21 protein-coding genes are annotated in these 19251 nt (G+C 60.1%); 11 read left to right on the forward strand and 10 right to left on the reverse strand.

What is annotated here, in order from left to right; translation table 11 throughout:
* Positions 1-11 precede the first annotated feature (11 nt).
* Entirely contained in the window at positions 12-191 is a 180-nt protein-coding gene (gene rpmF, locus D3Y57_RS13100) for a 50S ribosomal protein L32 (protein ID WP_121153348.1), read from the reverse strand.
* 204 nt (positions 192-395) lie between these two features.
* On the opposite strand from rpmF, the gene D3Y57_RS13105 reads away from it, so the two are divergent.
* Positions 396-818, forward strand: coding sequence for an MAPEG family protein (locus D3Y57_RS13105; RefSeq protein ID WP_121153349.1), 423 nt, complete (start codon positions 396-398; stop codon positions 816-818).
* Between the two features lie 3 nt (positions 819-821).
* On the opposite strand, the gene D3Y57_RS13110 is transcribed toward D3Y57_RS13105, so the two are convergent.
* Entirely contained in the window at positions 822-1484 is a 663-nt protein-coding gene (locus D3Y57_RS13110; protein ID WP_121153350.1) for an MBL fold metallo-hydrolase, read from the reverse strand.
* Positions 1485-1688: 204 nt separating this feature from the next.
* On the opposite strand from D3Y57_RS13110, the gene D3Y57_RS20215 reads away from it, so the two are divergent.
* Complete coding sequence (locus D3Y57_RS20215; RefSeq protein ID WP_162987111.1) at positions 1689-1967, forward strand: hypothetical protein; 279 nt, start codon at positions 1689-1691, stop codon at positions 1965-1967.
* 68 nt (positions 1968-2035) lie between these two features.
* On the opposite strand, the gene D3Y57_RS13120 is transcribed toward D3Y57_RS20215, so the two are convergent.
* Positions 2036-3322, reverse strand: coding sequence for an adenylosuccinate synthase (locus D3Y57_RS13120; RefSeq protein WP_121153352.1), 1287 nt, complete (start codon positions 3320-3322; stop codon positions 2036-2038).
* A gap of 187 nt (positions 3323-3509) precedes the next feature.
* On the opposite strand from D3Y57_RS13120, the gene D3Y57_RS20430 reads away from it, so the two are divergent.
* Positions 3510-3884: a hypothetical protein gene (locus tag D3Y57_RS20430; protein WP_205590057.1), complete on the forward strand. Its 375-nt coding sequence runs from the start codon at positions 3510-3512 to the stop codon at positions 3882-3884.
* A gap of 15 nt (positions 3885-3899) precedes the next feature.
* On the opposite strand, the gene D3Y57_RS13130 is transcribed toward D3Y57_RS20430, so the two are convergent.
* The 3 genes from D3Y57_RS13130 to D3Y57_RS13140 all read right to left on the reverse strand — a co-directional run bounded on the left by D3Y57_RS13130 (position 3900) and on the right by D3Y57_RS13140 (position 7892).
* Positions 3900-5006 carry an ATP phosphoribosyltransferase regulatory subunit gene (locus D3Y57_RS13130; protein ID WP_121153353.1) on the reverse strand — a complete coding sequence of 369 codons (1107 nt, stop codon included), beginning with the start codon at positions 5004-5006 and terminating at the stop codon, positions 3900-3902.
* A gap of 50 nt (positions 5007-5056) precedes the next feature.
* Positions 5057-6634 carry a phosphoglycerate dehydrogenase gene (serA, locus tag D3Y57_RS13135; RefSeq protein ID WP_121153354.1) on the reverse strand — a complete coding sequence of 526 codons (1578 nt, stop codon included), beginning with the start codon at positions 6632-6634 and terminating at the stop codon, positions 5057-5059.
* A 130-nt stretch (positions 6635-6764) separates the two neighbouring features.
* Entirely contained in the window at positions 6765-7892 is a 1128-nt protein-coding gene (locus D3Y57_RS13140) for a phosphoserine transaminase (protein WP_121153355.1), read from the reverse strand.
* A 137-nt stretch (positions 7893-8029) separates the two neighbouring features.
* Here D3Y57_RS13140 and D3Y57_RS13145 point away from each other — a divergent pair, with 137 nt between their 5' ends.
* Both D3Y57_RS13145 and D3Y57_RS13150 read left to right on the forward strand, forming a co-directional pair.
* The gene (locus D3Y57_RS13145) at positions 8030-8692 is read left to right on the forward strand and encodes an extensin-like domain-containing protein (RefSeq protein ID WP_121153356.1); all 663 of its coding nucleotides are present in this window, start codon (positions 8030-8032) and stop codon (positions 8690-8692) included.
* 10 nt (positions 8693-8702) lie between these two features.
* Entirely contained in the window at positions 8703-9542 is an 840-nt protein-coding gene (locus D3Y57_RS13150; protein ID WP_121153357.1) for an LOG family protein, read from the forward strand.
* Between the two features lie 55 nt (positions 9543-9597).
* Here the strand turns inward: D3Y57_RS13150 and D3Y57_RS13155 are convergent, their stop codons facing one another.
* Positions 9598-10281 (reverse strand): c-type cytochrome, encoded by a 684-nt coding sequence (locus tag D3Y57_RS13155; RefSeq protein WP_121153358.1) that lies wholly within the window; start codon positions 10279-10281, stop codon positions 9598-9600.
* Positions 10282-10396: 115 nt separating this feature from the next.
* On the opposite strand from D3Y57_RS13155, the gene D3Y57_RS13160 reads away from it, so the two are divergent.
* A complete protein-coding gene (locus D3Y57_RS13160) occupies positions 10397-11293 on the forward strand; it encodes a prephenate dehydratase (RefSeq protein WP_121153359.1) in 897 nt (298 codons plus the stop codon).
* Here D3Y57_RS13160 and nudC read toward each other — a convergent pair.
* Both nudC and mutY read right to left on the reverse strand, forming a co-directional pair.
* On the reverse strand, positions 11260-12165 hold the full coding sequence (nudC, locus tag D3Y57_RS13165) for an NAD(+) diphosphatase (RefSeq protein ID WP_121153360.1): 906 nt from the start codon (positions 12163-12165) through the stop codon (positions 11260-11262). The genes D3Y57_RS13160 and nudC overlap by 34 nt on opposite strands.
* A 16-nt stretch (positions 12166-12181) precedes the next feature.
* On the reverse strand, positions 12182-13222 hold the full coding sequence (mutY, locus tag D3Y57_RS13170) for an A/G-specific adenine glycosylase (protein WP_239025832.1): 1041 nt from the start codon (positions 13220-13222) through the stop codon (positions 12182-12184).
* A gap of 26 nt (positions 13223-13248) precedes the next feature.
* Here mutY and D3Y57_RS13175 point away from each other — a divergent pair, with 26 nt between their 5' ends.
* Genes D3Y57_RS13175 through D3Y57_RS13190 form a run of 5 tightly spaced genes read left to right on the forward strand, consistent with a single transcriptional unit; the run spans position 13249 to position 18604 of the window.
* On the forward strand, positions 13249-13788 hold the full coding sequence (locus D3Y57_RS13175) for a DUF721 domain-containing protein (RefSeq protein WP_121155900.1): 540 nt from the start codon (positions 13249-13251) through the stop codon (positions 13786-13788).
* Positions 13788-14462, forward strand: a complete 675-nt coding sequence (locus tag D3Y57_RS13180) for a DsbA family protein (protein WP_121153362.1) — start codon at positions 13788-13790, stop codon at positions 14460-14462. Before D3Y57_RS13175 ends, D3Y57_RS13180 begins: the two co-directional genes overlap by 1 nt.
* A gap of 12 nt (positions 14463-14474) precedes the next feature.
* Entirely contained in the window at positions 14475-14942 is a 468-nt protein-coding gene (locus D3Y57_RS21155) for a thioredoxin domain-containing protein (protein ID WP_277873306.1), read from the forward strand.
* Positions 14939-15202, forward strand: coding sequence for a DsbA family protein (locus tag D3Y57_RS21160; RefSeq protein WP_277873307.1), 264 nt, complete (start codon positions 14939-14941; stop codon positions 15200-15202). The genes D3Y57_RS21155 and D3Y57_RS21160 overlap by 4 nt, the downstream gene beginning before the upstream one ends.
* A 6-nt stretch (positions 15203-15208) precedes the next feature.
* A complete protein-coding gene (locus tag D3Y57_RS13190; RefSeq protein ID WP_121153363.1) occupies positions 15209-18604 on the forward strand; it encodes a chromosome segregation SMC family protein in 3396 nt (1131 codons plus the stop codon).
* On the opposite strand, the gene D3Y57_RS13195 is transcribed toward D3Y57_RS13190, so the two are convergent.
* On the reverse strand, positions 18605-19225 hold the full coding sequence (locus D3Y57_RS13195) for a DedA family protein (protein ID WP_121153364.1): 621 nt from the start codon (positions 19223-19225) through the stop codon (positions 18605-18607). It lies immediately after the preceding gene.
* Positions 19226-19251: the final 26 nt, after the last annotated feature.

The following is a 19251-nucleotide window of genomic DNA, read 5'->3' on the forward strand; positions in this document are numbered from 1 at the left end:
AAGTTCTTGGTTCAGCCTGCGACCGAAAGAATTTCGCGGCCATTATAGTGACCACACGAATCGCAGAGGTTATGCGGACGCTTCAGCTCGCCGCAATTCGGGCATTCCTGAAACGACGCGACGGTCAGCGAATCGTGGCTCCGGCGCATATTGCGCTTCGAAGGCGTTGTTTTTCTTTTTGGAACGGCCATGCGGCACCTGTCTCAACTGTAAAATTCAATAATAAAGGGGGATAAATCGTCCGGCCATTGCCCGGCAACCCGATAGACGGGCCGCGAATGATGGCGGCCAATCTCTCCCGCTTGCGAGCGATGGGCCTATAGCGATTCTTCGCTGTCTTGCAAGGCAAAGGCGGGCATGCGAGTGGACCGCAACGAAAAATGGGGGAGAATGTCATGATTTTACCGGTTACTTTGACAGCGGCGGGTGCGGCAGCGCTGATCAATCTGTGGTTGGCGATTCGTGTCGGACAGAAGCGTAAGTCGGAACAGGTCTCTGTCGGTGACGGTGGTAAGGAACCGCTGATCGCGCGGATGCGGGCACAGGCCAATTTCATCGAATATACGCCGATCGTGCTGATCCTGTTCGCCGTGATCGAGCTTGCATCGGGAACGTCGCTGACGCTCTGGATCACGATGGCGGTATTCCTGATGGGCCGCGTCGCTCACCCATTCGGCATGGATGGATGGATGCCTGGGCGCATGATCGGAACCCTGACGACTTTTGCCATAATGCTCGGGCTGGCAATCTATGCGATCGCCATTCCCTACATGGCCCCTGCTCATGTCGTACCGACGGAAATGCTGTTGCAGGGTTAACGCCTAACTAAGCGCGAGCACCTTGTCCGCGACATAGGGATTGCTCGCCCGCTCATGAGCGAAAGTGGACATCGCGCCGTGGCCCGGCACGAACGCAGTGTCCCCGCCGAGCGGCCAAAGGCGCGTGACGATGGCGTCGAGCAGGTCCTGGTGATTGCCCATCGGAAAATCCGTACGCCCGATCGAACCCTGGAACAGCACGTCACCCACCATTGCCACTTTTGATTCGGGGTGATGAAAAATGACATGGCCGGGCGTGTGACCGGGGCAGTGATAGACGTCGAGCGTCAGATTACCCACCGTGATCTGATCGCCATTGTCGAGCCAGCGGTCCGGTTCAAAAACGCGACCGGCAACGCCATATTGCTTGCCGTCATCGTCGAGCCGTGAAATCCAGAATCGGTCGGCCTCGTGCGGGCCTTCGATCTTTACACCGAGTTCTTTCGCCAGCGTCCCCGCTTCTCCGCAATGGTCGATATGGCCGTGTGTGATCAGGATCTTTTCGATCGTGACGCCGTGCTGTTCGGCTGCACGTTTCAGCTTTGGAAGGTCGCCGCCGGGATCCACGAATGCGCCGCGCATCGTTTGTGTGCACCAGAACAAGGTACAATTCTGCTGGAGCGGGGTCACAGGCACGATTGTCGCGCGGAGGGGGGCTTCTGTCATGGAAGCGGAAATGGCGTGGTGGCGGCCCCTATGCAAGCCCACACCCTTTCGTTTCGCTCCCACCACGCATTCGGCACGCTTTAACCATGAGGTGAACTGAAAGCCGGATGGGTCGCACTGCTGCGGGGTCGCGGAACGGGTGATGTTGAGGCTAGTTACAAGGCGTCGACAAATCTACTGTCGCAGTAACAACGGACTGATTTCATGACAAAAATATTCATCGCCTTGTTGGCTGCAGTTGCGCTGCCCGGTGCTGCTCTTGCTCAGGCAACGACGGGTTCAACCCCTTCAACCATGGGTGCGACGGGCGCGCCTAGCGGCACGACGACCGGCACCGCACCGACCGATACGACGTCACCAACGGAGACTTCGCCATCGGCTCCAACCGACAGCGCAACGACGTCAGCGCCGACGGATACAAAGTCGCCAACGGACTCTACTTCGACTGCGACGACTGGCAAGCACAAGCACAAGCCACACTGATCGGTTGATTCGGAACGGGGCTCCGCACTTTCGGGTGCAGAGCCCTTTTTGTGCCGGAAACCGAGCGATCAGTCGCTGAACGGATCGCGGACAAGAATGGTGTCCTCGCGTTCGGGTGACGTCGATACCAGCGCGACAGGGCACTCGATCAGCTCTTCGACACGTTTGATATATTTGATCGCTTGAGCGGGCAGTTCGGACCAGGTGCGCGCACCGGCAGTCGACTGCGACCAGCCCTCTATCTCTTCATAGATTGGTTCGACCGCTGCCTGATCGATGGCGTGAGGTGGCAAATAGTCGTAGGTTTTGCCGTTTAGTTTATAGCCAATGCAGATTTTCAGCATCTCGAAACCGTCGAGTACGTCGAGCTTGGTCAGCGCGATTCCGGTCGTGCCGCTGATAGAGGCGGACTGGCGAACCAGAACCGCGTCGAACCAGCCACACCGACGCTTGCGCCCGGTTATGGTGCCGAATTCATGGCCGCGTTCACCGAGCCGCTGTCCGGTTTCATCGTCGAGTTCGGTAGGGAAGGGGCCTGCGCCGACACGCGTGGTATAGGCTTTCACAATACCGAGCACGAACCCTGCGGCAGAGGGGCCGAGGCCCGAACCGCTGGCTGCTGTTCCCGACACGGTGTTAGACGAGGTAACGAAGGGGTAAGTGCCGTGATCGACGTCGAGCAGCATCCCCTGAGCGCCTTCGAACAGGATGCGTTTGCCTGCTTTCCGGGCTGCATTGAGTTCGACCCAGACGGGCTTTGCAAAAGGCAGGATGGCGGGGGCGATTTCTTCGAGAGCCTTCATCAGGCGGTCGCGATCGATCGAGGGCTCGCCGAAACCGGCACGCAGGGCGTCGTGGTGGGCGCAAAGCCGGTCGATCTGTGGGGCAAGCGCGTCGAGATGGGCGAGGTCGCAAACGCGAATCGCACGACGTCCGACCTTGTCTTCGTAAGCTGGGCCGATACCCCGCCGTGTGGTGCCGATCTTGAAGGCGCTCGCATCTTCGCGCAGGCCATCAAGGTCGCGGTGGAAGGGCAGGATCAGCGGACAGGTTTCGGCGATGTGCAGATTGTCCGGCGTGATGGTGACGCCCTGTGCTGCAAGTTTGGTGACTTCTTCACGGAAATGCCACGGGTCGAGAACGACGCCATTGCCGATAACCGACAGGGTGCCGCGCACGATGCCGGATGGCAGCAGACTCAGTTTATAGACTGCGCCGTCGACGACGAGCGTGTGTCCGGCATTGTGACCGCCTTGAAAGCGGACGACGACATCGGCGCGACTGGCGAGCCAGTCGACGATCTTGCCCTTGCCTTCATCGCCCCATTGCGCGCCGATTACGGTGACGTTGGCCACAGGCTCTCCGTGTTTTGCTAAAGTGAAACTCGCGTGCGTCCGTATTGATACGGGGGCGGCGCGTCCAATTTTTTTGCTCGATTAAAAGAAAACACGTTCATCGCGGGGCAAAACTTCTGCGACTAAGTGCAGTACTAACGGGGTTTTGCGGGTGAGCTTGGGGCGCTCGTGATCGAAGGAAACAGCAATGCGTAAGTTGATTTTTGTGATGGCGATGGCCGTCGGAACAGTGGCTCAGGCGCAGGATGCGCCGCGTCCGATGATGTCGCCTGCGTGCCGTACCGAAATACAGAACCTCTGTCCGCAGACCGGCGACCGCGATGCGCGGCGGTCATGCATGATGGCAAAGCATGATTCGTTGTCGCCTAAGTGCAAGGACGAAATGACGGCAATGATGAAGGCTCGTCAAGCGCGTGGCGGCGGACATGGAGGCGGTTGGGGTGGACCACAGGGCGGCGGTCAGGGCGGGGGCGGTCCAGATGGCGGACCCCCACATGGTGATATGGGCGGCATGAATGGTGGCGGTGATCAGGCTCCTGAAGGTCAGCCTCAGCCCCAGTAAACCTGCTACGGTAAACTAGAGCAGCACCGCCTTGCCATTGGTGAGGCGGTGGCTGCAGCCGAGCTTCGCTGCGTCGCAATCTGCGTCGAGGGCTGCGATGGTGCGATATCCTTCGTTGCGGAATTGCGCCGCGAGTACCGGCGGGATTCCCAATGGCACGAACAAAGTTGGAGCATTGGCCGGAATCGGCGATTCGAGTAACGCATCGGGATAGAGTGAAAAGCCGGTTGCCGGTTCCTCCGACCCATCGGGACCGACGATCACATAGCTGCCACCGCGTCCAATTTCGCCCGAGATATTTTCGGCGAACAGCGAAAATCCGAACCAGCTTTGATATTCGAAACCGTGGCGTTCGGTCGGGTCTATGGTGACGCGTGCGGCATCACCGATCGCTTCGGCAACGGCGGCGATACCGTCGATTCGTGAAGTGAGCAGACCGGCATGATTGAAGGCGCGGAGCTTCTCGATGGACTCGGTCACCGGGCCGGTAGTCGCCATCAGGGGTAGCCAGTCGGAGAATCCAGCGGCGATGAGTGCCCCTGCATCCTTCATGTCGAGAAGCGTTTTCAGCTTTGCGATGTCTTCGACGGCCAAGACGCGGCCTGCCAGGGTTTCGACCAGATCGGGTAAAGTGAGATCGACCGTAACCGATTCGACACCGGTTGCACGAAGAGCCTCGACCGCCACTTGCACGATTTCACAAGCTGCGGCGACCGAATCGCGGCCGATCAGTTCGGCACCGACCTGCATGATCTCACGCGCTGGGGCGAGTTGCGACGCGCGCAGCTTAAGGATGGGGCCGCCATATGCCAGACGAAGTGGACGCGGGGCGCTAGCGAGGCGCGTAGAAGCTATACGGCCTATCTGAATCGTGATGTCGGGGCGAAGCGCGAGCGTACGTTGAGAGACAGGGTCGACGAACCGCAGCGTATCCTTTGCCCGGCCTTCCATCAGCCGTCCGGTCAACCCTTCCTCGAATTCGACAAGGGGCGGCGACACCAGATCATAGCCATGCGTTGCGATGGTATCGAGCAAGGCCCGCGCGATGCGCGTTTGTGCCGCCGCCTCGGGCGGCAGACGGTCGCGCAATCCTTCGGGAAGGAGGCCGTGTGGAATGGTCATGCTCGTAATCTCCCAACCCCCCTCCCCGAAGCGAGGGGGGAGAGTCATATTCAGAACTTCAGTGCTTTGACCGTCTTTACGCCGGGCAGTTTGCACAGCGCCCATAGCACTGGTTCCGGGATAGGCGAATCAATGGACAGCAACAGCACAGCTTCGCTGCCGCTGCCGCGACGGCCAAGATGGAAGGTGCCGATGTTGATGCCGGCATCGCCAAGCGACGAACCGAGACGTCCGATGAAGCCCGGCGCGTCCTCGTTGACGATGTAGAGCATGTTGCCTGCGAGATCGGCTTCGACCTTGATGCCAAAGATTTCGACGAGGCGCGGTGCGGCGTTACCGAACAACGTGCCCGCGACCGACTTTTCACCTTCTTCGGTCTGGACCGAGACGCGGATCAGCGTGTGATAGTCACCTTCGCGGTCATGACGCACTTCGCGCACGTCGAGGCCGCGTTCTTTTGCAAGGAACGGCGCGTTGACCATGTTCACCGTGTCCGAATAACGGCTCATCAGACCGGCAAGAACCGCACCGGTGATGGGCTTTATATTCAGTTCGGCGGCAGCACCTTCGACTTCGATCGAAATCTTGGTGAGGTTGTCATGCGCCAACTGGCCGATCAGCGAACCGAGACGTTCGGCGAGCGCCATGTACGGTTTCAGCTTGGGCGCTTCTTCCGCGCTGAGGCTCGGCATGTTAAGCGCGTTGGTGACGCCGCCATCCAGCAGGAAGTCGGACAGCTGTTCGGCAACCTGGATCGCGACATTGACCTGAGCTTCCGAAGTGGATGCGCCAAGGTGTGGTGTCGAGATGAAGTTCGGGGTGTTGAACAGTGGCGAATTGGTCGCTGGTTCCTCGACGAACACGTCGAGGGCAGCGCCGCCGACCTGACCCGAATCGAGAGCCTCCTTAAGAGCAACTTCATCGACCAGACCACCGCGTGCGCAGTTGATGATGCGAACGCCCTTCTTGGTCTTGGCGATGTTCTCACGGCTCAGGATGTTGCGCGTCTGGTCCGTCAGTGGCGTGTGCAGCGTGATGAAGTCGGCGCGGGCGAGCAATTCGTCCAGCGTGACCTTCTCTACGCCCATGTCGATGGCGCGTTCAGGCGTCAGGAATGGATCGTATGCGACGACCTTCATCTTGATGCCGCGCGCGCGTTCGGCGACGATCGACCCGATGTTACCCGCACCGATCAGGCCGAGCGTCTTGGACGTCAGTTCGACACCCATGAAGCGGTTCTTTTCCCACTTGCCGGCTTGTGTCGAAGCATCGGCTTCGGGAAGCTGGCGGGCGAGTGCGAACATCAGTGCGATGGCATGTTCGGCGGTCGTGATCGAGTTGCCGAATGGCGTGTTCATCACGACGATACCGGCGGCCGAAGCGGACGGGATATCGACGTTATCAACGCCGATGCCCGCGCGACCCACAACTTTCAGGTTGGTCGCGGCGGCGATAATTTCCTTGGTGACTTTCGTTGCCGACCGGATAGCGAGGCCGTCATATTCACCAATGATTGCAATCAGTTCTTCTTTGGTCTTGCCGGTGATTTCATCGACCTGAATGCCGCGTGCACGAAAAATCTCGGCAGCTTTTGGATCCATTTTGTCGGAAATCAGAACTTTTACCATTTAAGTGATCCTTTTAAAATCCGATCAGGCTGAGCTTGTCGAAGCCTTGCCCTTTTTCTCGCGACGTGAGCGAGAAGGGCAGCCCTTCGACAAGCTCAGGGGAAGCGGGTTTATAGTCTCGAAAGCGGGTTTATGGTTTGACTTGGGTCCATGCCCAGTCGAGCCACGGTCCGAGTGCCACGACATCGGCGGTGTCGACAGTTGCGCCACACCAGATCCGCAGGCCCGGAGGGGCATCGCGATAACCGGCAATGTCATAGGCCGCGTGTTCTGCTTCGAGCAGCGCAGCGAACTTCTTGACGAGCGCTTCGTCGGCATTTTCGACTGTCAGGCACACGCTGGTGGTCGAACGCGCGGCCGGATCGACCGCGAGATGACCGAGCCACGGGCGGTCGGCAACGATCTTGTCGAGCGCCGCCGCATTGGCATTGCTGCGACCCATCAGACCGCTGAGGCCACCGAGATCCTTTGCCCATTCGAGTGCGAAGATCACGTCTTCGACGGCAAGCATCGATGGCGTGTTGATCGTCTCACCCTTGAACACGCCTTCGGTCAGCTTGCCCTTGGAAACCAGACGGAAGACCTTTGGCAGCGGCCAGGCTGGGGTATAGCTTTCGAGGCGTTCGACGGCGCGGGGGCCGAGGATGATGACGCCGTGCGCGCCTTCGCCGCCAAGGACTTTCTGCCACGAGAAGGTCGTGACATCGAGCTTGTCCCACGGCAGGTCGTAGGCGAAAACCGCGCTGGTTGCGTCGGCAAAGGTCAGTCCTTCGCGCGTGTCAGAAATCCAGTCACCATCGGGAACGCGAACGCCCGACGTCGTGCCGTTCCATGTGAACAGGACATCGTTGCTTTGGTCGATGGTCGAAAGGTCGGGCAGTTGGCCGTAATCGGCGCGAACGATGGTGGGATCGATTTTGAGCTGTTTGACGGCGTCGGTAACCCAGCCTTCGCCAAAGCTTTCCCACGCAACTGTGGTGACGGGCCGAGCGCCCAGCATCGTCCACATCGCCATTTCAAAGGCACCGGTGTCAGAACCGGGCACGATGCCGATGCGGTGAGTGGCGGGAACGCCAAGAATTTCGCGGGTCAAGTCGATGGCTAATTGAAGCCGTGCCTTGCCGATCTTGGACCGGTGCGAGCGACCGAGCGATTCGGTGGCAAGACGCGCTGCTTCCCAGCCGGGAGGCTTGGCGCAGGGACCGGAAGAAAAATGGGGGCGCGCAGGCAGAACCTGCGGTTTGGTAGGTACAGTCATGTATTCTCTCCTCACAGAGAGCACGCGCGGCGTTGGGACCGCGTGGCCCGTCGCCGCACCTAGTCGTCTGAAAGCTGCGGTCAAGTGGGCGTTTTGTTATTGCAAGGTTCAGTAAAGACCGGCGATGGGTGAGCCGGATGAACCGTGGCCTAATCTTTTCGCTCGCTATTCTGCTGACACTGGCGGGCTGTATCGGGCGTTCGAATCATCGTCCTAGCCCGCAGCGTCGACCGCCAAATCAGACAGTCGTCGTGCGTGGAAACGACCCTGTAGTTTTGAAGCAATGCCTTGGAAAGCTTGACCGATTGGTCGCGCGCTATGCGTTGCTGCCCGATCGGACTTTCGGCGGAAGTTGCGATGCTTTGGGCGCGGTGCAGTTGCGCGATATTGGAACGCCGACGACCAATCTGGGGGCGATGACCTGTGGATTGGCGAATGCTTTTGTGAACTGGGTGCAGAATGATTTGCAGGATCCGGCGCAGGAATATTTTCGTAGTCGCGTGGTGAAGATCGAGACGATGGGCACGTATTCCTGTCGTAACATCAATGGCGCGGCGACTGGAAGACTGTCCGAGCACGCGCACGCCAATGCGGTCGATGTCAGCGGCTTTGTGCTGGAGGACGGCCGACATGTTACTGTCGCCAACGACTGGACTGCGGGGGGCGATGGGGCGGCATTCCTACGCGCGGTTCATGCGTCGGCTTGCCGCCGATTCGTTACAATCCTCAGCCCGGATTATAACGCCCTGCACCACGACCATTTGCATTTCGACATGGGCGGTAAATCATTTTGCCGTTAGAAGCGCGCGGATGACAGAGACAAGAATCCCATCGCGCGTGTTTGAGCGCGCCGCCATCGAAGCCAAAAATACCAAACAATTCGAACCAACGCCACAAACCGAAAGCCCTGCCTATAAACTCGCGTTTCAGGACATGGATTTCCTGTTGCGCGAGGATCTGCGGCCGGTTCGCTTTCAGCTCGAATTGTTAAAACCCGAACTGATGCTTGAAGAGGCTGATATCGGGTCGATGATGGTGTTTTACGGATCGGCGCGTATCCCCGAACCGGGTGTGAAAGCGCAAAACAATGACCCTGCGGTTGCAGCCAGCCTCGAATCCAAATCGCATTATTATGAAGAAGCTCGCAAATTAGCGGCGCTTGCTAGCGCATCGCCGCGTGACCTGAACGGAAAACGGCACTTCGTCGTGTGTTCGGGTGGCGGCCCGTCGATCATGGAGGCCGCAAATCGCGGCGCTTCGGACGTGGGAGCCGAATCTGTCGGCCTGAACATTGTTCTGCCGCACGAGCAGGCTCCAAACAAATATGTGACGCCGTCGCTAAGTTTTCAGTTCCATTATTTTGCGCTTCGCAAGATGCACTTTCTGCTGCGTGCGCGGGCGGTGGCGGTGTTCCCCGGTGGCTTTGGTACGTTCGACGAGACGTTCGAACTGTTGACCTTGATCCAGACCGGCAAAATCAAACCGATGCCGGTGCTGATGTTCGGCAGGGAGTTTTGGACGCGGGTTATCGATTTCGATGCTCTGGCGGCTGAGGGCGTAATTTCGGCCAAGGACATCGACCTGATTCGTTTCGTCGATACAGCCGATGAAGCATGGGCCGTCGTTCAGGATTTTTATCGAGAAGGTTAGGAAACTATCGCCGTCATCCTGACATAAGTTCAGGGTGACGGCGTAAATTCAGAAATTAGGCTTTTGGCGCAGGCTTCGCAGTCGCGTTGCCGGATGCAGGAGCGTCAGCGCCTGTCGTTGCAGCTTTGCCTGCAGGTGCCGCTGCCGGAGTAGCAGCAGGACCGGCCGCGCCACCCGCAGGAGCCTTGGCAGGCTCTGCGCCCGGAGCAGGTGCGGCAGGAAGCGGCAGGTTCGAACCTTCGCTGTTCAGGTACACAATTACGTTGGCGCGATCTTCAGGTTTCGACAGTCCGGCAAATGTCATCTTGGTACCGGGCGCATAGCCGCGTGGCGATGTCAGCCACGCATTGAGCGCTTCGAAGTCCCACTTGCCCGCGCTCTTTGTTTTCAGCGCATCAGAGAATGCGAAACCGCCCTTACCTTGGGCTATCCCCTCTCCGACGGTTGCGTAAAGATTCGGTCCGATACCGTTCGCGCCGCCCGAATTGACCGTGTGGCAAGCCGCGCATTTTTTGAAAACGTCGGCACCCTTGGCAACGTCGGCGGTTGCAAGCAGTGTGGCGATCGGGACCACGACGGCAGCTTCTCCGCCGGCTTCGGCTTCGACGCCTTCAACGGTGTAACCCATCGTCTTGGGGCGTTCGGAATGGAAAAACTCTCCGCTCACGATTGTTGTACCGAGCGCGACAATGCCTGCGCCAAGTACCATCATGGCTATCACGTTGGTGCGATTATCCATTGTTCACGAAGTCCCAAGCGTGTTGAAGTCGCGGTCCCTTTAGGAAAGCCGGGACAGGACCGCAAGCGGGGACGCTTGCCTGATTTGCTGGCGGGCTTTAGGCGCTCATCCGCTCATGAACCGCTATCCAGCACCAGCCCGCCCGATCGTCGCCGCGATGATCGCCGCCGCAGCCGCCGAACCGGAGCGCACGGTTGCGTTTCAGGGGGCACCGGGGGCGAATTCGCACATCGCGGTAAATCAGGCTTTCCCCGATGGGCTGCCTCTGCCGTGCTTTGCGTTCGAGGATGCCATCGACGCGGTGAGAGAAGGTCGTGCCGATTGCGCGATGATTCCGATCGAAAATTCGTTGCATGGGCGCGTGGCCGACATTCATTTTCTGCTGCCCGAATCGGGGCTGGTCATAACCGGCGAACATTTCTTGCCGATTCGCTATTCCCTGATGGGGCTGGGTGAACTGGCCGATGTGCATGAGGCGGTCAGCCATCCGCAGGCTCTGGGACAATGCCGCCACTGGTTGCGGGCTCGGGGTATTCGACCGATCGCCTACGACGACACGGCGGGCGCAGCGGCTTTGGTGGTCGAGGGTGGTAATGCGAAAACTGCCGCCATCGCGCCTCCGCTGGCTGCCGAAATCTATGGCCTAAAGACGCTCGAACAGGGCATCGAGGATTCCGACGACAATATGACGCGCTTCGTTATTCTGGCGCTGAGGGAACCCGACCGCCGAATCGAGGGGCCGGTCATCACATCGCTGATCTTCCAGGTAAAGAACGTGCCAGCCGCGCTGTATAAGGCGATGGGCGGCTTTGCGACCAATGGCGTCAACATGACCAAGCTGGAAAGCTATCAGCGCGGCGCGAGCTTTGCCGCGACCGAGTTTTTTGCCGATATCGAGGGGCATCCAGAGGATCCCGCCGTTGCGCGCGCCCTGGAGGAACTGGCGTTCCATTCGAAATGGGTGCGACTGCTTGGTAGCTATCCCAAAGCGCGGGGGCGGGCGGCGTCCTGATCAATTAGCCAGCTTTGCAGCAGGCTGTTCGCAATCGCGAACGGGGGCGGAGCTTTGAAACGGGCATCTTCGTCACCCGATAAGGCAGCGCGAACATCCTCGCGCGTCACCCACATCGCGTCTTCGAGTTCTTTGGTGTCGAGCGTGATCTCGTTATCGAGTGCTTCGGCGACGCACGCGATCATCAGTTGCGATCCGCCGAACGGCCACGGTTGACTGGCGACATAACGGATGGTGCCGGTTGCCACGCCCGATTCCTCGAACAATTCGCGGCGCACTGCTTCTTCGATCGATTCGCCGGGTTCCAGGAAACCTGCCAGTGCCGAATAATTGCCGGGCGGAAAACGTGACTGGCGACCGACGAGAACCTTTCCCTCATATTCAGCGAGCATGATCACGACGGGGTCGGTGCGTGGGAAATGCTCTGTGCCGCAACTGTCGCATTTACGGCCCCAGCCTGCGCGGAATATTGTCGTGGTCGATCCACAACGAGCGCAGAAACGGTGTGTATTGTGCCAGGTGATGAGGCTGTGCGCGGTACCGTAAATTGCCGATTGTTCGGCCGGCAGTACGTTCAGCGCGCGCCACATGGACGGGGATCGCATAGCACTGCCGGAAACTTGCGCGGGCACGGAAATGAAGTGCGGCTTGTTGTCCAGAACGCCCAGAAGCACGACCTCAGCATCATCGGACAGTTCGGCAAGGCTCAGCCACACAAGTTCGCCCTCGTCCGAAAGCCGCGGATCGAGTCCGTCGAGCGCCAGCAACCGCCCCCGCCAGTCATAGCGGAGTGCCGCGTAACCTTCGCGATCGCTGCGGATATGATCGACGCGGTCGAGTGGCGACCCTGTGAAACCCGTCACAGGCTCCATCCCAATACCGTGTCGTTCATATTGTTACTTTCTCCATCATCACTGTCGCGACTTTTGCGAAGACGCTTGGCAACCCGGCTTCTTCAAGCAGGTCTATCGGCCACCATTCCCCGTCCGTTGATATGTTACAACCTGTTTCGGGAGTGCCGATCCGTATCGACAGCGTCAGGCGGAAGTGGGTGAAGACGTGGACGATTTCGCCGGCAGGCTCGCCCTGATGAAACGAGGCCTGATCCACCGATGCGGCTTTCGTCTCAAGCGTCGATGGAAAAGCGCGCATCCCGCCAAGCAAGCCCGATTGTGGGCGGCGGATAAGTAGCACCTGTCCGTCACGTTCGATCCAGAACGCGGTCGCGCTGCGTTCGGGCTTGGCGACCTTCGCGGCACGACGCGGATAGCTGGCGGGGTCATTCCGCGTGGCGAGGCAATCGGTTTGCAGTGGACATATCAGGCACGACGGGTGGCGCGGTGTGCAGATCGTGCTGCCGAGATCCATCATCGCCTGCGCGAAATCTCCGGCGCGGGTTTCCGGGGTAACGGTGTCTGTCAGACGCCATAGTTCCGGTTTCGATGAGGGCAGTGCCGTTTCCACCGCGAATAACCGCGATACCACGCGTTCGACGTTGCCATCAACTACAACCGCTCGCTGGTGAAACGCAATCGCTGCAATGGCGGCGGCGGTATAGGTACCCACCCCCGGAAGTGTCCGCAAATCACCCTCGTTCGCTGGAAACACTCCTCCGTGTCCCGCAACAATGGCTCGCGCGCAGGCAAGCAGATTGCGCGCCCGTGCATAATAACCAAGCCCCGCCCACGCAGCCATCACATCGGCATCGTCCGCAGCCGCCAGCCTATCCACGGTCGGCCAGCGCGCCGTGAACTTCGCAAAATAAGGCTTAACCGCTCCAACCGTCGTCTGCTGAAGCATGATTTCCGACAGCCACACGCGATACGGATCGGGCGGCGACGACCCCGGTGGACTGCGCCACGGCAGGTCGCGAGCATGGGCATCGTACCAGCGAAGTAGTTTTGCGGAAATTGGGATATCGACGGACACCGACCGCTTGTGGCAGAGGTGGGCCAATGCCGAAACGTGAAAAGCCAGTTCCCGCCAAATCCGCTGCTCCAGAGCGTGCGCGGGGCGGACGTGCGCGTAGCGTTTCAGAGATTGTGCCCGACATCGGACGCGCTGCATTCCGCCGATTCGGCTTTGTGCAATCCTCGATCGTGAGCCGGTGGGGCGAGATCGTCGGTGAACGCTATGCTAAGGTGACGGCCCCCGAATCGATCCGCTTTCCCAACGGCGCGCGGTCGAACGGCGTCCTGACCCTGACCGTCGCGGGCGCGCACGCTCCGATGATGCAGCACGTCACGCCTGTCATCATCGAACGGGTAAACCGTTTTTTCGGCTATGCGGCCGTCGTTCGCGTCGTCATGCGACAGGGCGACCTGCCCGCGCCCAAACTCCGCGCCGCGCCGCAACCCTTTGTGGTGGTCCCGGTCGAACTCGGCGAATCGCTGCGCACGATTGCCGACCCTGAGTTGAAGGCGGTTCTCGAATCGCTCGCTCAGGGTGTTGCCGCTGCAACGGCGCTTTCGGTTTCACTTGGAAAGATCAGCTGATGCGTTTCCTGCTTGCCCTGTTCGCTCTATTGGCTCCGTTCACCGTCGCTGCCGCTGCGCCCGATTGGACCCAAACCGTCACGCGCGCACCCAACGGTGCCTATGTCCTGGGCAATCCGAAGGCGAAGGTCCGGTTTGTCGAATATCTCAGCTATTCTTGCCCACATTGCGCCCATTTCACGGGCGAAGCTTCTGGCCCGATCAGGTCCGGCTTTGTCAGCAAGGGTACGGTTGCGGTCGAAATGCGCAATGCCGTGCGCGATCGTTATGATTTTACAGCCGCCGTGCTGGCCCGCTGTGGCGGCCCATCACGCTTTTTCGGCAATAGCGAGGCCCTGTTCGGCGCGCAGGAAGCATTAATAACAAAGGCCACCGCATTCGAGGCAAGCAATGTGCTGCCCGAAAGCGCGCCGGTCAATGATGCGCTGATCGCGGTGGCAAAGGGTGCCGGACTGACTGACTTCATGGTCGCGCGTGGCTATACGGTGGCTCAGGTCAACGCGTGCCTGATCGACAAGCCGACACAGGCGACCGTGATGGGGCTGACCAGGGAAGCTTGGGAAGTTCGCAAGATCCCCGGTACACCCGCGTTTCTTATCAATGGGCAATCCCTCCCACTTTCGACATGGGCGCAGGTCGAAGAGAAATTACGCTCCGCCGTTGCGCAGAAATAATAGGAAATGCCGATGAACCGTTTTGCCTTGCTCGCCCTTCCCGCATTTGCCCTGATCGCATCGTGCGGGAGCAAGGACGGGAATACATCGTCGTCGGCTCCGGTCGCGGCGGCAAAGGCACCGATCGGGACCGACTGGGCGACCACGGTTAGCGAAACGGCCGACGGTGGGTTTCGCATGGGAAATCCCGATGCAGCATTGAAACTGGTCGAATACGGATCACGGACCTGCCCGCATTGTGCAAAGTTTTCTGCCGACAGCAGCACTGGCCTCCCCAAATATATCGAGAGCGGTAAGGTTAGCTACGAATTCCGCGACTTCCCGATCCACGCGCCCGATCTTGCTGCAATAATGCTGGGCCGTTGCGGCGGTCCGGCCCCATTCTTCACGATCCTGGAACAGATGTTCGCGGCTCAACCAGAGATGCTGCCAAAGCTTGAAAAACTCCCCCTGAAACTCAGGGCAAGATTCAGGGGATGACCCCGATCCAGCAGGCAGCATTCTGGGCTGATACAATCGGTTATCGCGAATTCGTCGAACAGCGCGGCGTGACTGCGGCGCAGTCCAATGCTTGCCTTGCCGACAACACTGTCATCGACAAGATCAACAAGTCGCTGGCGACTGCCGACACGAAATACCACATCTCGGGAACGCCGACCTTCATCTTGAATGGCGATGTGATGGCTGACATCAACACTTGGGAAGGTGTGGAAAAGGCGCTTAAAGCCGCTGGCGCCTAACGCATAATGCAGTTTGCGCGGGTCAAACTGACCGGCTTCAAAAGCTTCATCGATCCCGTCGAGCTGCGCATATTGCCGGGCCTGACCGGCGTCGTCGGCCCCAACGGTTGCGGCAAATCCAATTTGCTGGAGGCGATCCGTTGGGCAATGGGTGAAGGGTCGGCAAAATCGTTGCGCGGCGCGGCGATGGACGACGTAATTTTCGCCGGTACCGCAACTCGCCCGCAACGTCAGTTTGCCGAAGTCTCGATATTGGCGACCCGCGATGACGACGATGATGTCGAAGTCGTCCGCCGTATCGAACGTGGCGCTGGTTCTGCTTATCGGATCAATGGCCGTGACGCGCGCGCGCGCGATGCCCAGTTGATCTTTGCCGATGCCGCGACCGGCGCGCATTCGCCCGCACTGGTCAGTCAGGGGCGCATCGGAGCCGTGATCGCGGCAAAGCCCGCAGAGCGTCGCGCCATGCTTGAGGAAGCGGCGGGCATTGCCGGACTCCATGTTCGGCGGCGCGAGGCGGAAATCAGGCTGAAGGCGACTGAAACCAATCTTGCCCGCGTATCCGAACTGCTTGCCGACATGGATAATCGCATTGCCCAGTTACGGCGACAGGCACGGTCGGCGGAGAAATACCGCAGGCTTAGCGACGAGATTCGACAAGCCGAGGCGCGGTTGATCTATGCGCGGTGGCGCGATGCCGCCGCCGCTGCGGATACGGCCCGTGCCGAAGCAAAGGCCGCCGACGATGCCGTTCGGACAGCGAACGACGCGCAGGTCGGAGTGGCGGCGTGGGTCCGCGAAGGGACGACGCGATTGGCCGATCTCCGGGTCGTGGCGCAGGTCGCTCGCGATGCGGTATCGGATTCACGGCACAGGCTGGCGACGGCAGAGGCGGAACGCACGGCGCTCGAGACACGGATTGCGACGCTGGTCGAACAGCGCGACCGTCTGGAAGGGGACCGTGCGCGAGAAGGGGAGTTGGCGCGCGATGCTGGCGATGCCCTGACGCGCCTTTCCGAAGAAATTGGGCGACTGGAGATACGGATCGCGACTGCGGCGGCGGAGCGGCCCGGTCAGGCGTCGAAACTGGATGCGGTCGAGCGAGAGGGGCACGCGGCAGAGGTCGCGCTGGCGCAGGCCATGGCGGCGCAGGCACGACGCGATGCCGAGTTGCGGGTGGCAACGGCCGCGATGAACGCCGCCGGTGCTGTGGTGGCGCGCGCCCTGTCGGATCGTGAACGGTTGATTGGTGAGCGTGCGCGATTGTTGCCGGTCGACGGGGTACGGGCGGCAAGTACAGCCGCGAGCGACGCCAGAGCGGTGGCCGAAGCAAAAATCGCCGGTGCAGTCGCCGCGCTTGTTCAGGCCGAAGCCGATCGCGTGACAGCTTCGGAAAATGTCAGTTCTGCCGAAAGTAACCACGCCGCCACGCGCGCCGCGCTGGCATCGCTTGAAAGTGAAGCACGGTCGCTGGCAACTGAAAGCGTCACAAACGGCGGTGCGCTCGATCGAATTACTGCCTCTCCCGGTTACGAAGCCGCGCTTGCTGCTGCACTTGCCGATGATCTTGGGGCCGAAATTGGCGCCGCATCGACGGCCACGCGCAAATGGGTGGGAACAGCCGTGCTTCCCGGCGACCCTGTGCTTTCGGGGCAGCCGCTATCGGCTTATGTGTCTGCGCCATCCGAACTTGGTCGCAGGCTTGCGCAGGTCGTTGTGGTGGATGATGACACCGGCCAAACCCTTTTGGTGGGGCAGCGTTTGGTCACGCGTGACGGACGTATGCGCCGTTGGGATGGTTTCGTTGCAGAGGGTGTGGGCGGTGCCGCTGCTGAGCGGCTCAAGCGTCGTAATCGCCTGATCGCTCTCGAAGCGCAGCTTCCGCAAGCGAGGGTCGATGCGGAAACCAGTGTCGCTTTTCTAAACCGGACGCGTGAGGGCGTGGCGCTTGCCGCATCCGTGCTTGCCGACACGCGGCGTGCGCGGGATGCTGCGGATACTGCGCTTCGTGCTGCTCTGCGCGCCGAAGATGCTGCGAATGCAGAGGTCGATCGCGTCACCGCGCGATACGTCGATCTGGATGAACGGATCGCCCGTGCCGACAATGATGTGCGGACCGCGCGGGATGCCGAGGGGCAGGCGACAGATGCTCTTGGATTATTGCCCTCTCCGCAGGCTGATGACGAATATCCGAAACTCGAACGTGCAAATGTCGAACTGCGGACATCGATAGCGGCTCAGCGGGCAGTGCTGGCGGCACTTGAAAACGCATTGGCGGTCGATAACGCGCGTTTGGTTGCGGCTCGAGAGGAAGCGGACGGCTGGCGCGCGCGTAGTGGCAAGGCGGGCAAGCGTGTCGAAGAGATGACGCGCCGCGCGGCGGCCCTCGATGAAGAGGCTGCACGCCTGTCCGATGCGCCGGATCGTGCGACCGCAAATCTGGATGGGCTGGACGCCGAAACACGGACGCTTGCGATTGCGAGCGAAGCTGCCGTTGTCGCCGAACGCGATGCCGAAGCGGCGCTACGGATGCGCGAAGGCGATGCCGCTCGCGCCGCTGAAACCCTCGCTGCCGCTCGAGAGGCGCGTGCGGGCGCACAGGCACGCGCCGAAAATCAGGAATTGCGGCGCGTCGAGATGAGCCGCGTTTCGGGCGAGCGTTTCGAATGCCCGCCGCCGGTGTTGCCGGAAAAACAGGGGTTTTCGGCGCATTCGGTCGGGACCGTCGCGGATGAATCGACCCGGCTCGATCGCCTGACGCTGGATCGTGAGCGGCTGGGTCCAGTCAATCTCGTCGCGGAAACCGAACTGGTCGAAATCGAGGCGGCGCGCGATCAATCATTTGCCGAACACGCCGAACTGACCGAGGCGACACATCGGCTTCGGGGGTCGATCGGCAGTCTCAATCGCGAAGGGCGCGAACGGCTGCGCGTGGCATTCGATGCGGTCGACGGACATTTTCGCAAACTGTTCGCAACTCTGTTTAATGGCGGCGAAGCACATCTGGAGATGATTGATTCGGACGATCCTCTCGAAGCCGGGCTAGAGATTATGGCGCAGCCTCCGGGCAAGAAGCTGACGAGTCTTACCCTGTTGTCGGGTGGTGAGCAGGCGCTGACGGCGGTCGCGCTGATTTTCGGATTGTTCCTGACCAATCCTGCGCCGCTATGCGTTTTGGATGAGGTCGATGCGCCGCTCGACGATGCGAATGTCGAACGGTTTTGCGATCTACTCGACACGATGGCGAATACTACTGCCACCCGCTACCTGGTCGTGACACACAACGCCGTGACGATGAGCCGGATGCACCGACTGTACGGCGTTACGATGGTCGAACAGGGGATCAGCCGGTTGGTGTCGGTCGATCTGGGCGGCGCCGAGGCTTTGCTTGCGGCGGAATAATTATCGTTTCCGAAGTTTGTGCCAGACGAACCAGACGCCTGCGACAAGGATAACCGCTACGATAATCAGATGGGCGTCATGAAAAGCCGCCTTTACGCGGGGGTCCGTGTCCCATGCGCTGCCGAGTTTCATGCCGACCCATGCCAGCATGAAGCACCACGGCCACGACCCGATGAACGTATAGAAATGGAATTTGCCGAGCGGCATCCGTGCGACACCCGCCGGAAAAGCGATAAATGTGCGAATGACCGGGAGCAGACGGCCGATCAACACTGCCACGCTGCCGTGTTTTGCGAAAAAAACGTCGGCGCGATCGAGGTCGTGTTTGTCGATCAAGATATAACGGCCCCAGCGCTCGACGATCGGACGACCGCCGCGCTTACCTGCTTCATAGGCGATGACCGATCCGATATTGCAGCCGATGGCACCGGCCGTTGCCACCAGCCACAAGTTCAATTGACCCGTCGCGACGAGATATCCGGCAAACGTCATGATGATTTCGCTGGGCAGCGGTATGCAAGCCGATTCGATAGCCATCAAAAGCGCGACGCCCAGATAGCCAGTGGCCGAAATGAACGCGACGATGAAGCCGGCCAGCCAGCCGATAATGTTTTCGATCATGCCCGCGCCCTAGCAAAACATGGAGC

Source organism: Sphingomonas paeninsulae (genome assembly GCF_003660165.1).
GTDB lineage: Bacteria > Pseudomonadota > Alphaproteobacteria > Sphingomonadales > Sphingomonadaceae > Sphingomonas_O > Sphingomonas_O paeninsulae.

Coding starts and splice junctions, on each gene's coding strand:
- serA (WP_121153354.1), bottom strand. CDS start 6,634: ATGGTAAAAGTTCTGATTTCCGACAAAATGGATCCAAAAGCTGCCGAG.
- D3Y57_RS13160 (WP_121153359.1), top strand. CDS start 10,397: ATGAACCGCTATCCAGCACCAGCCCGCCCGATCGTCGCCGCGATGATC.
- D3Y57_RS13105 (WP_121153349.1), top strand. CDS start 396: ATGATTTTACCGGTTACTTTGACAGCGGCGGGTGCGGCAGCGCTGATC.
- D3Y57_RS13130 (WP_121153353.1), bottom strand. CDS start 5,006: ATGACCATTCCACACGGCCTCCTTCCCGAAGGATTGCGCGACCGTCTG.
- rpmF (WP_121153348.1), bottom strand. CDS start 191: ATGGCCGTTCCAAAAAGAAAAACAACGCCTTCGAAGCGCAATATGCGC.
- D3Y57_RS13190 (WP_121153363.1), top strand. CDS start 15,209: ATGCAGTTTGCGCGGGTCAAACTGACCGGCTTCAAAAGCTTCATCGAT.
- D3Y57_RS13145 (WP_121153356.1), top strand. CDS start 8,030: ATGAACCGTGGCCTAATCTTTTCGCTCGCTATTCTGCTGACACTGGCG.
- D3Y57_RS13180 (WP_121153362.1), top strand. CDS start 13,788: ATGCGTTTCCTGCTTGCCCTGTTCGCTCTATTGGCTCCGTTCACCGTC.
- D3Y57_RS13155 (WP_121153358.1), bottom strand. CDS start 10,281: ATGGATAATCGCACCAACGTGATAGCCATGATGGTACTTGGCGCAGGC.
- D3Y57_RS20430 (WP_205590057.1), top strand. CDS start 3,510: ATGCGTAAGTTGATTTTTGTGATGGCGATGGCCGTCGGAACAGTGGCT.
- D3Y57_RS13175 (WP_121155900.1), top strand. CDS start 13,249: ATGCCGAAACGTGAAAAGCCAGTTCCCGCCAAATCCGCTGCTCCAGAG.
- D3Y57_RS21155 (WP_277873306.1), top strand. CDS start 14,475: ATGAACCGTTTTGCCTTGCTCGCCCTTCCCGCATTTGCCCTGATCGCA.
- D3Y57_RS13110 (WP_121153350.1), bottom strand. CDS start 1,484: ATGACAGAAGCCCCCCTCCGCGCGACAATCGTGCCTGTGACCCCGCTC.
- D3Y57_RS13150 (WP_121153357.1), top strand. CDS start 8,703: ATGACAGAGACAAGAATCCCATCGCGCGTGTTTGAGCGCGCCGCCATC.
- nudC (WP_121153360.1), bottom strand. CDS start 12,165: ATGGAGCCTGTGACGGGTTTCACAGGGTCGCCACTCGACCGCGTCGAT.
- D3Y57_RS20215 (WP_162987111.1), top strand. CDS start 1,689: ATGACAAAAATATTCATCGCCTTGTTGGCTGCAGTTGCGCTGCCCGGT.
- D3Y57_RS13140 (WP_121153355.1), bottom strand. CDS start 7,892: ATGACTGTACCTACCAAACCGCAGGTTCTGCCTGCGCGCCCCCATTTT.
- D3Y57_RS21160 (WP_277873307.1), top strand. CDS start 14,939: ATGACCCCGATCCAGCAGGCAGCATTCTGGGCTGATACAATCGGTTAT.
- D3Y57_RS13195 (WP_121153364.1), bottom strand. CDS start 19,225: ATGATCGAAAACATTATCGGCTGGCTGGCCGGCTTCATCGTCGCGTTC.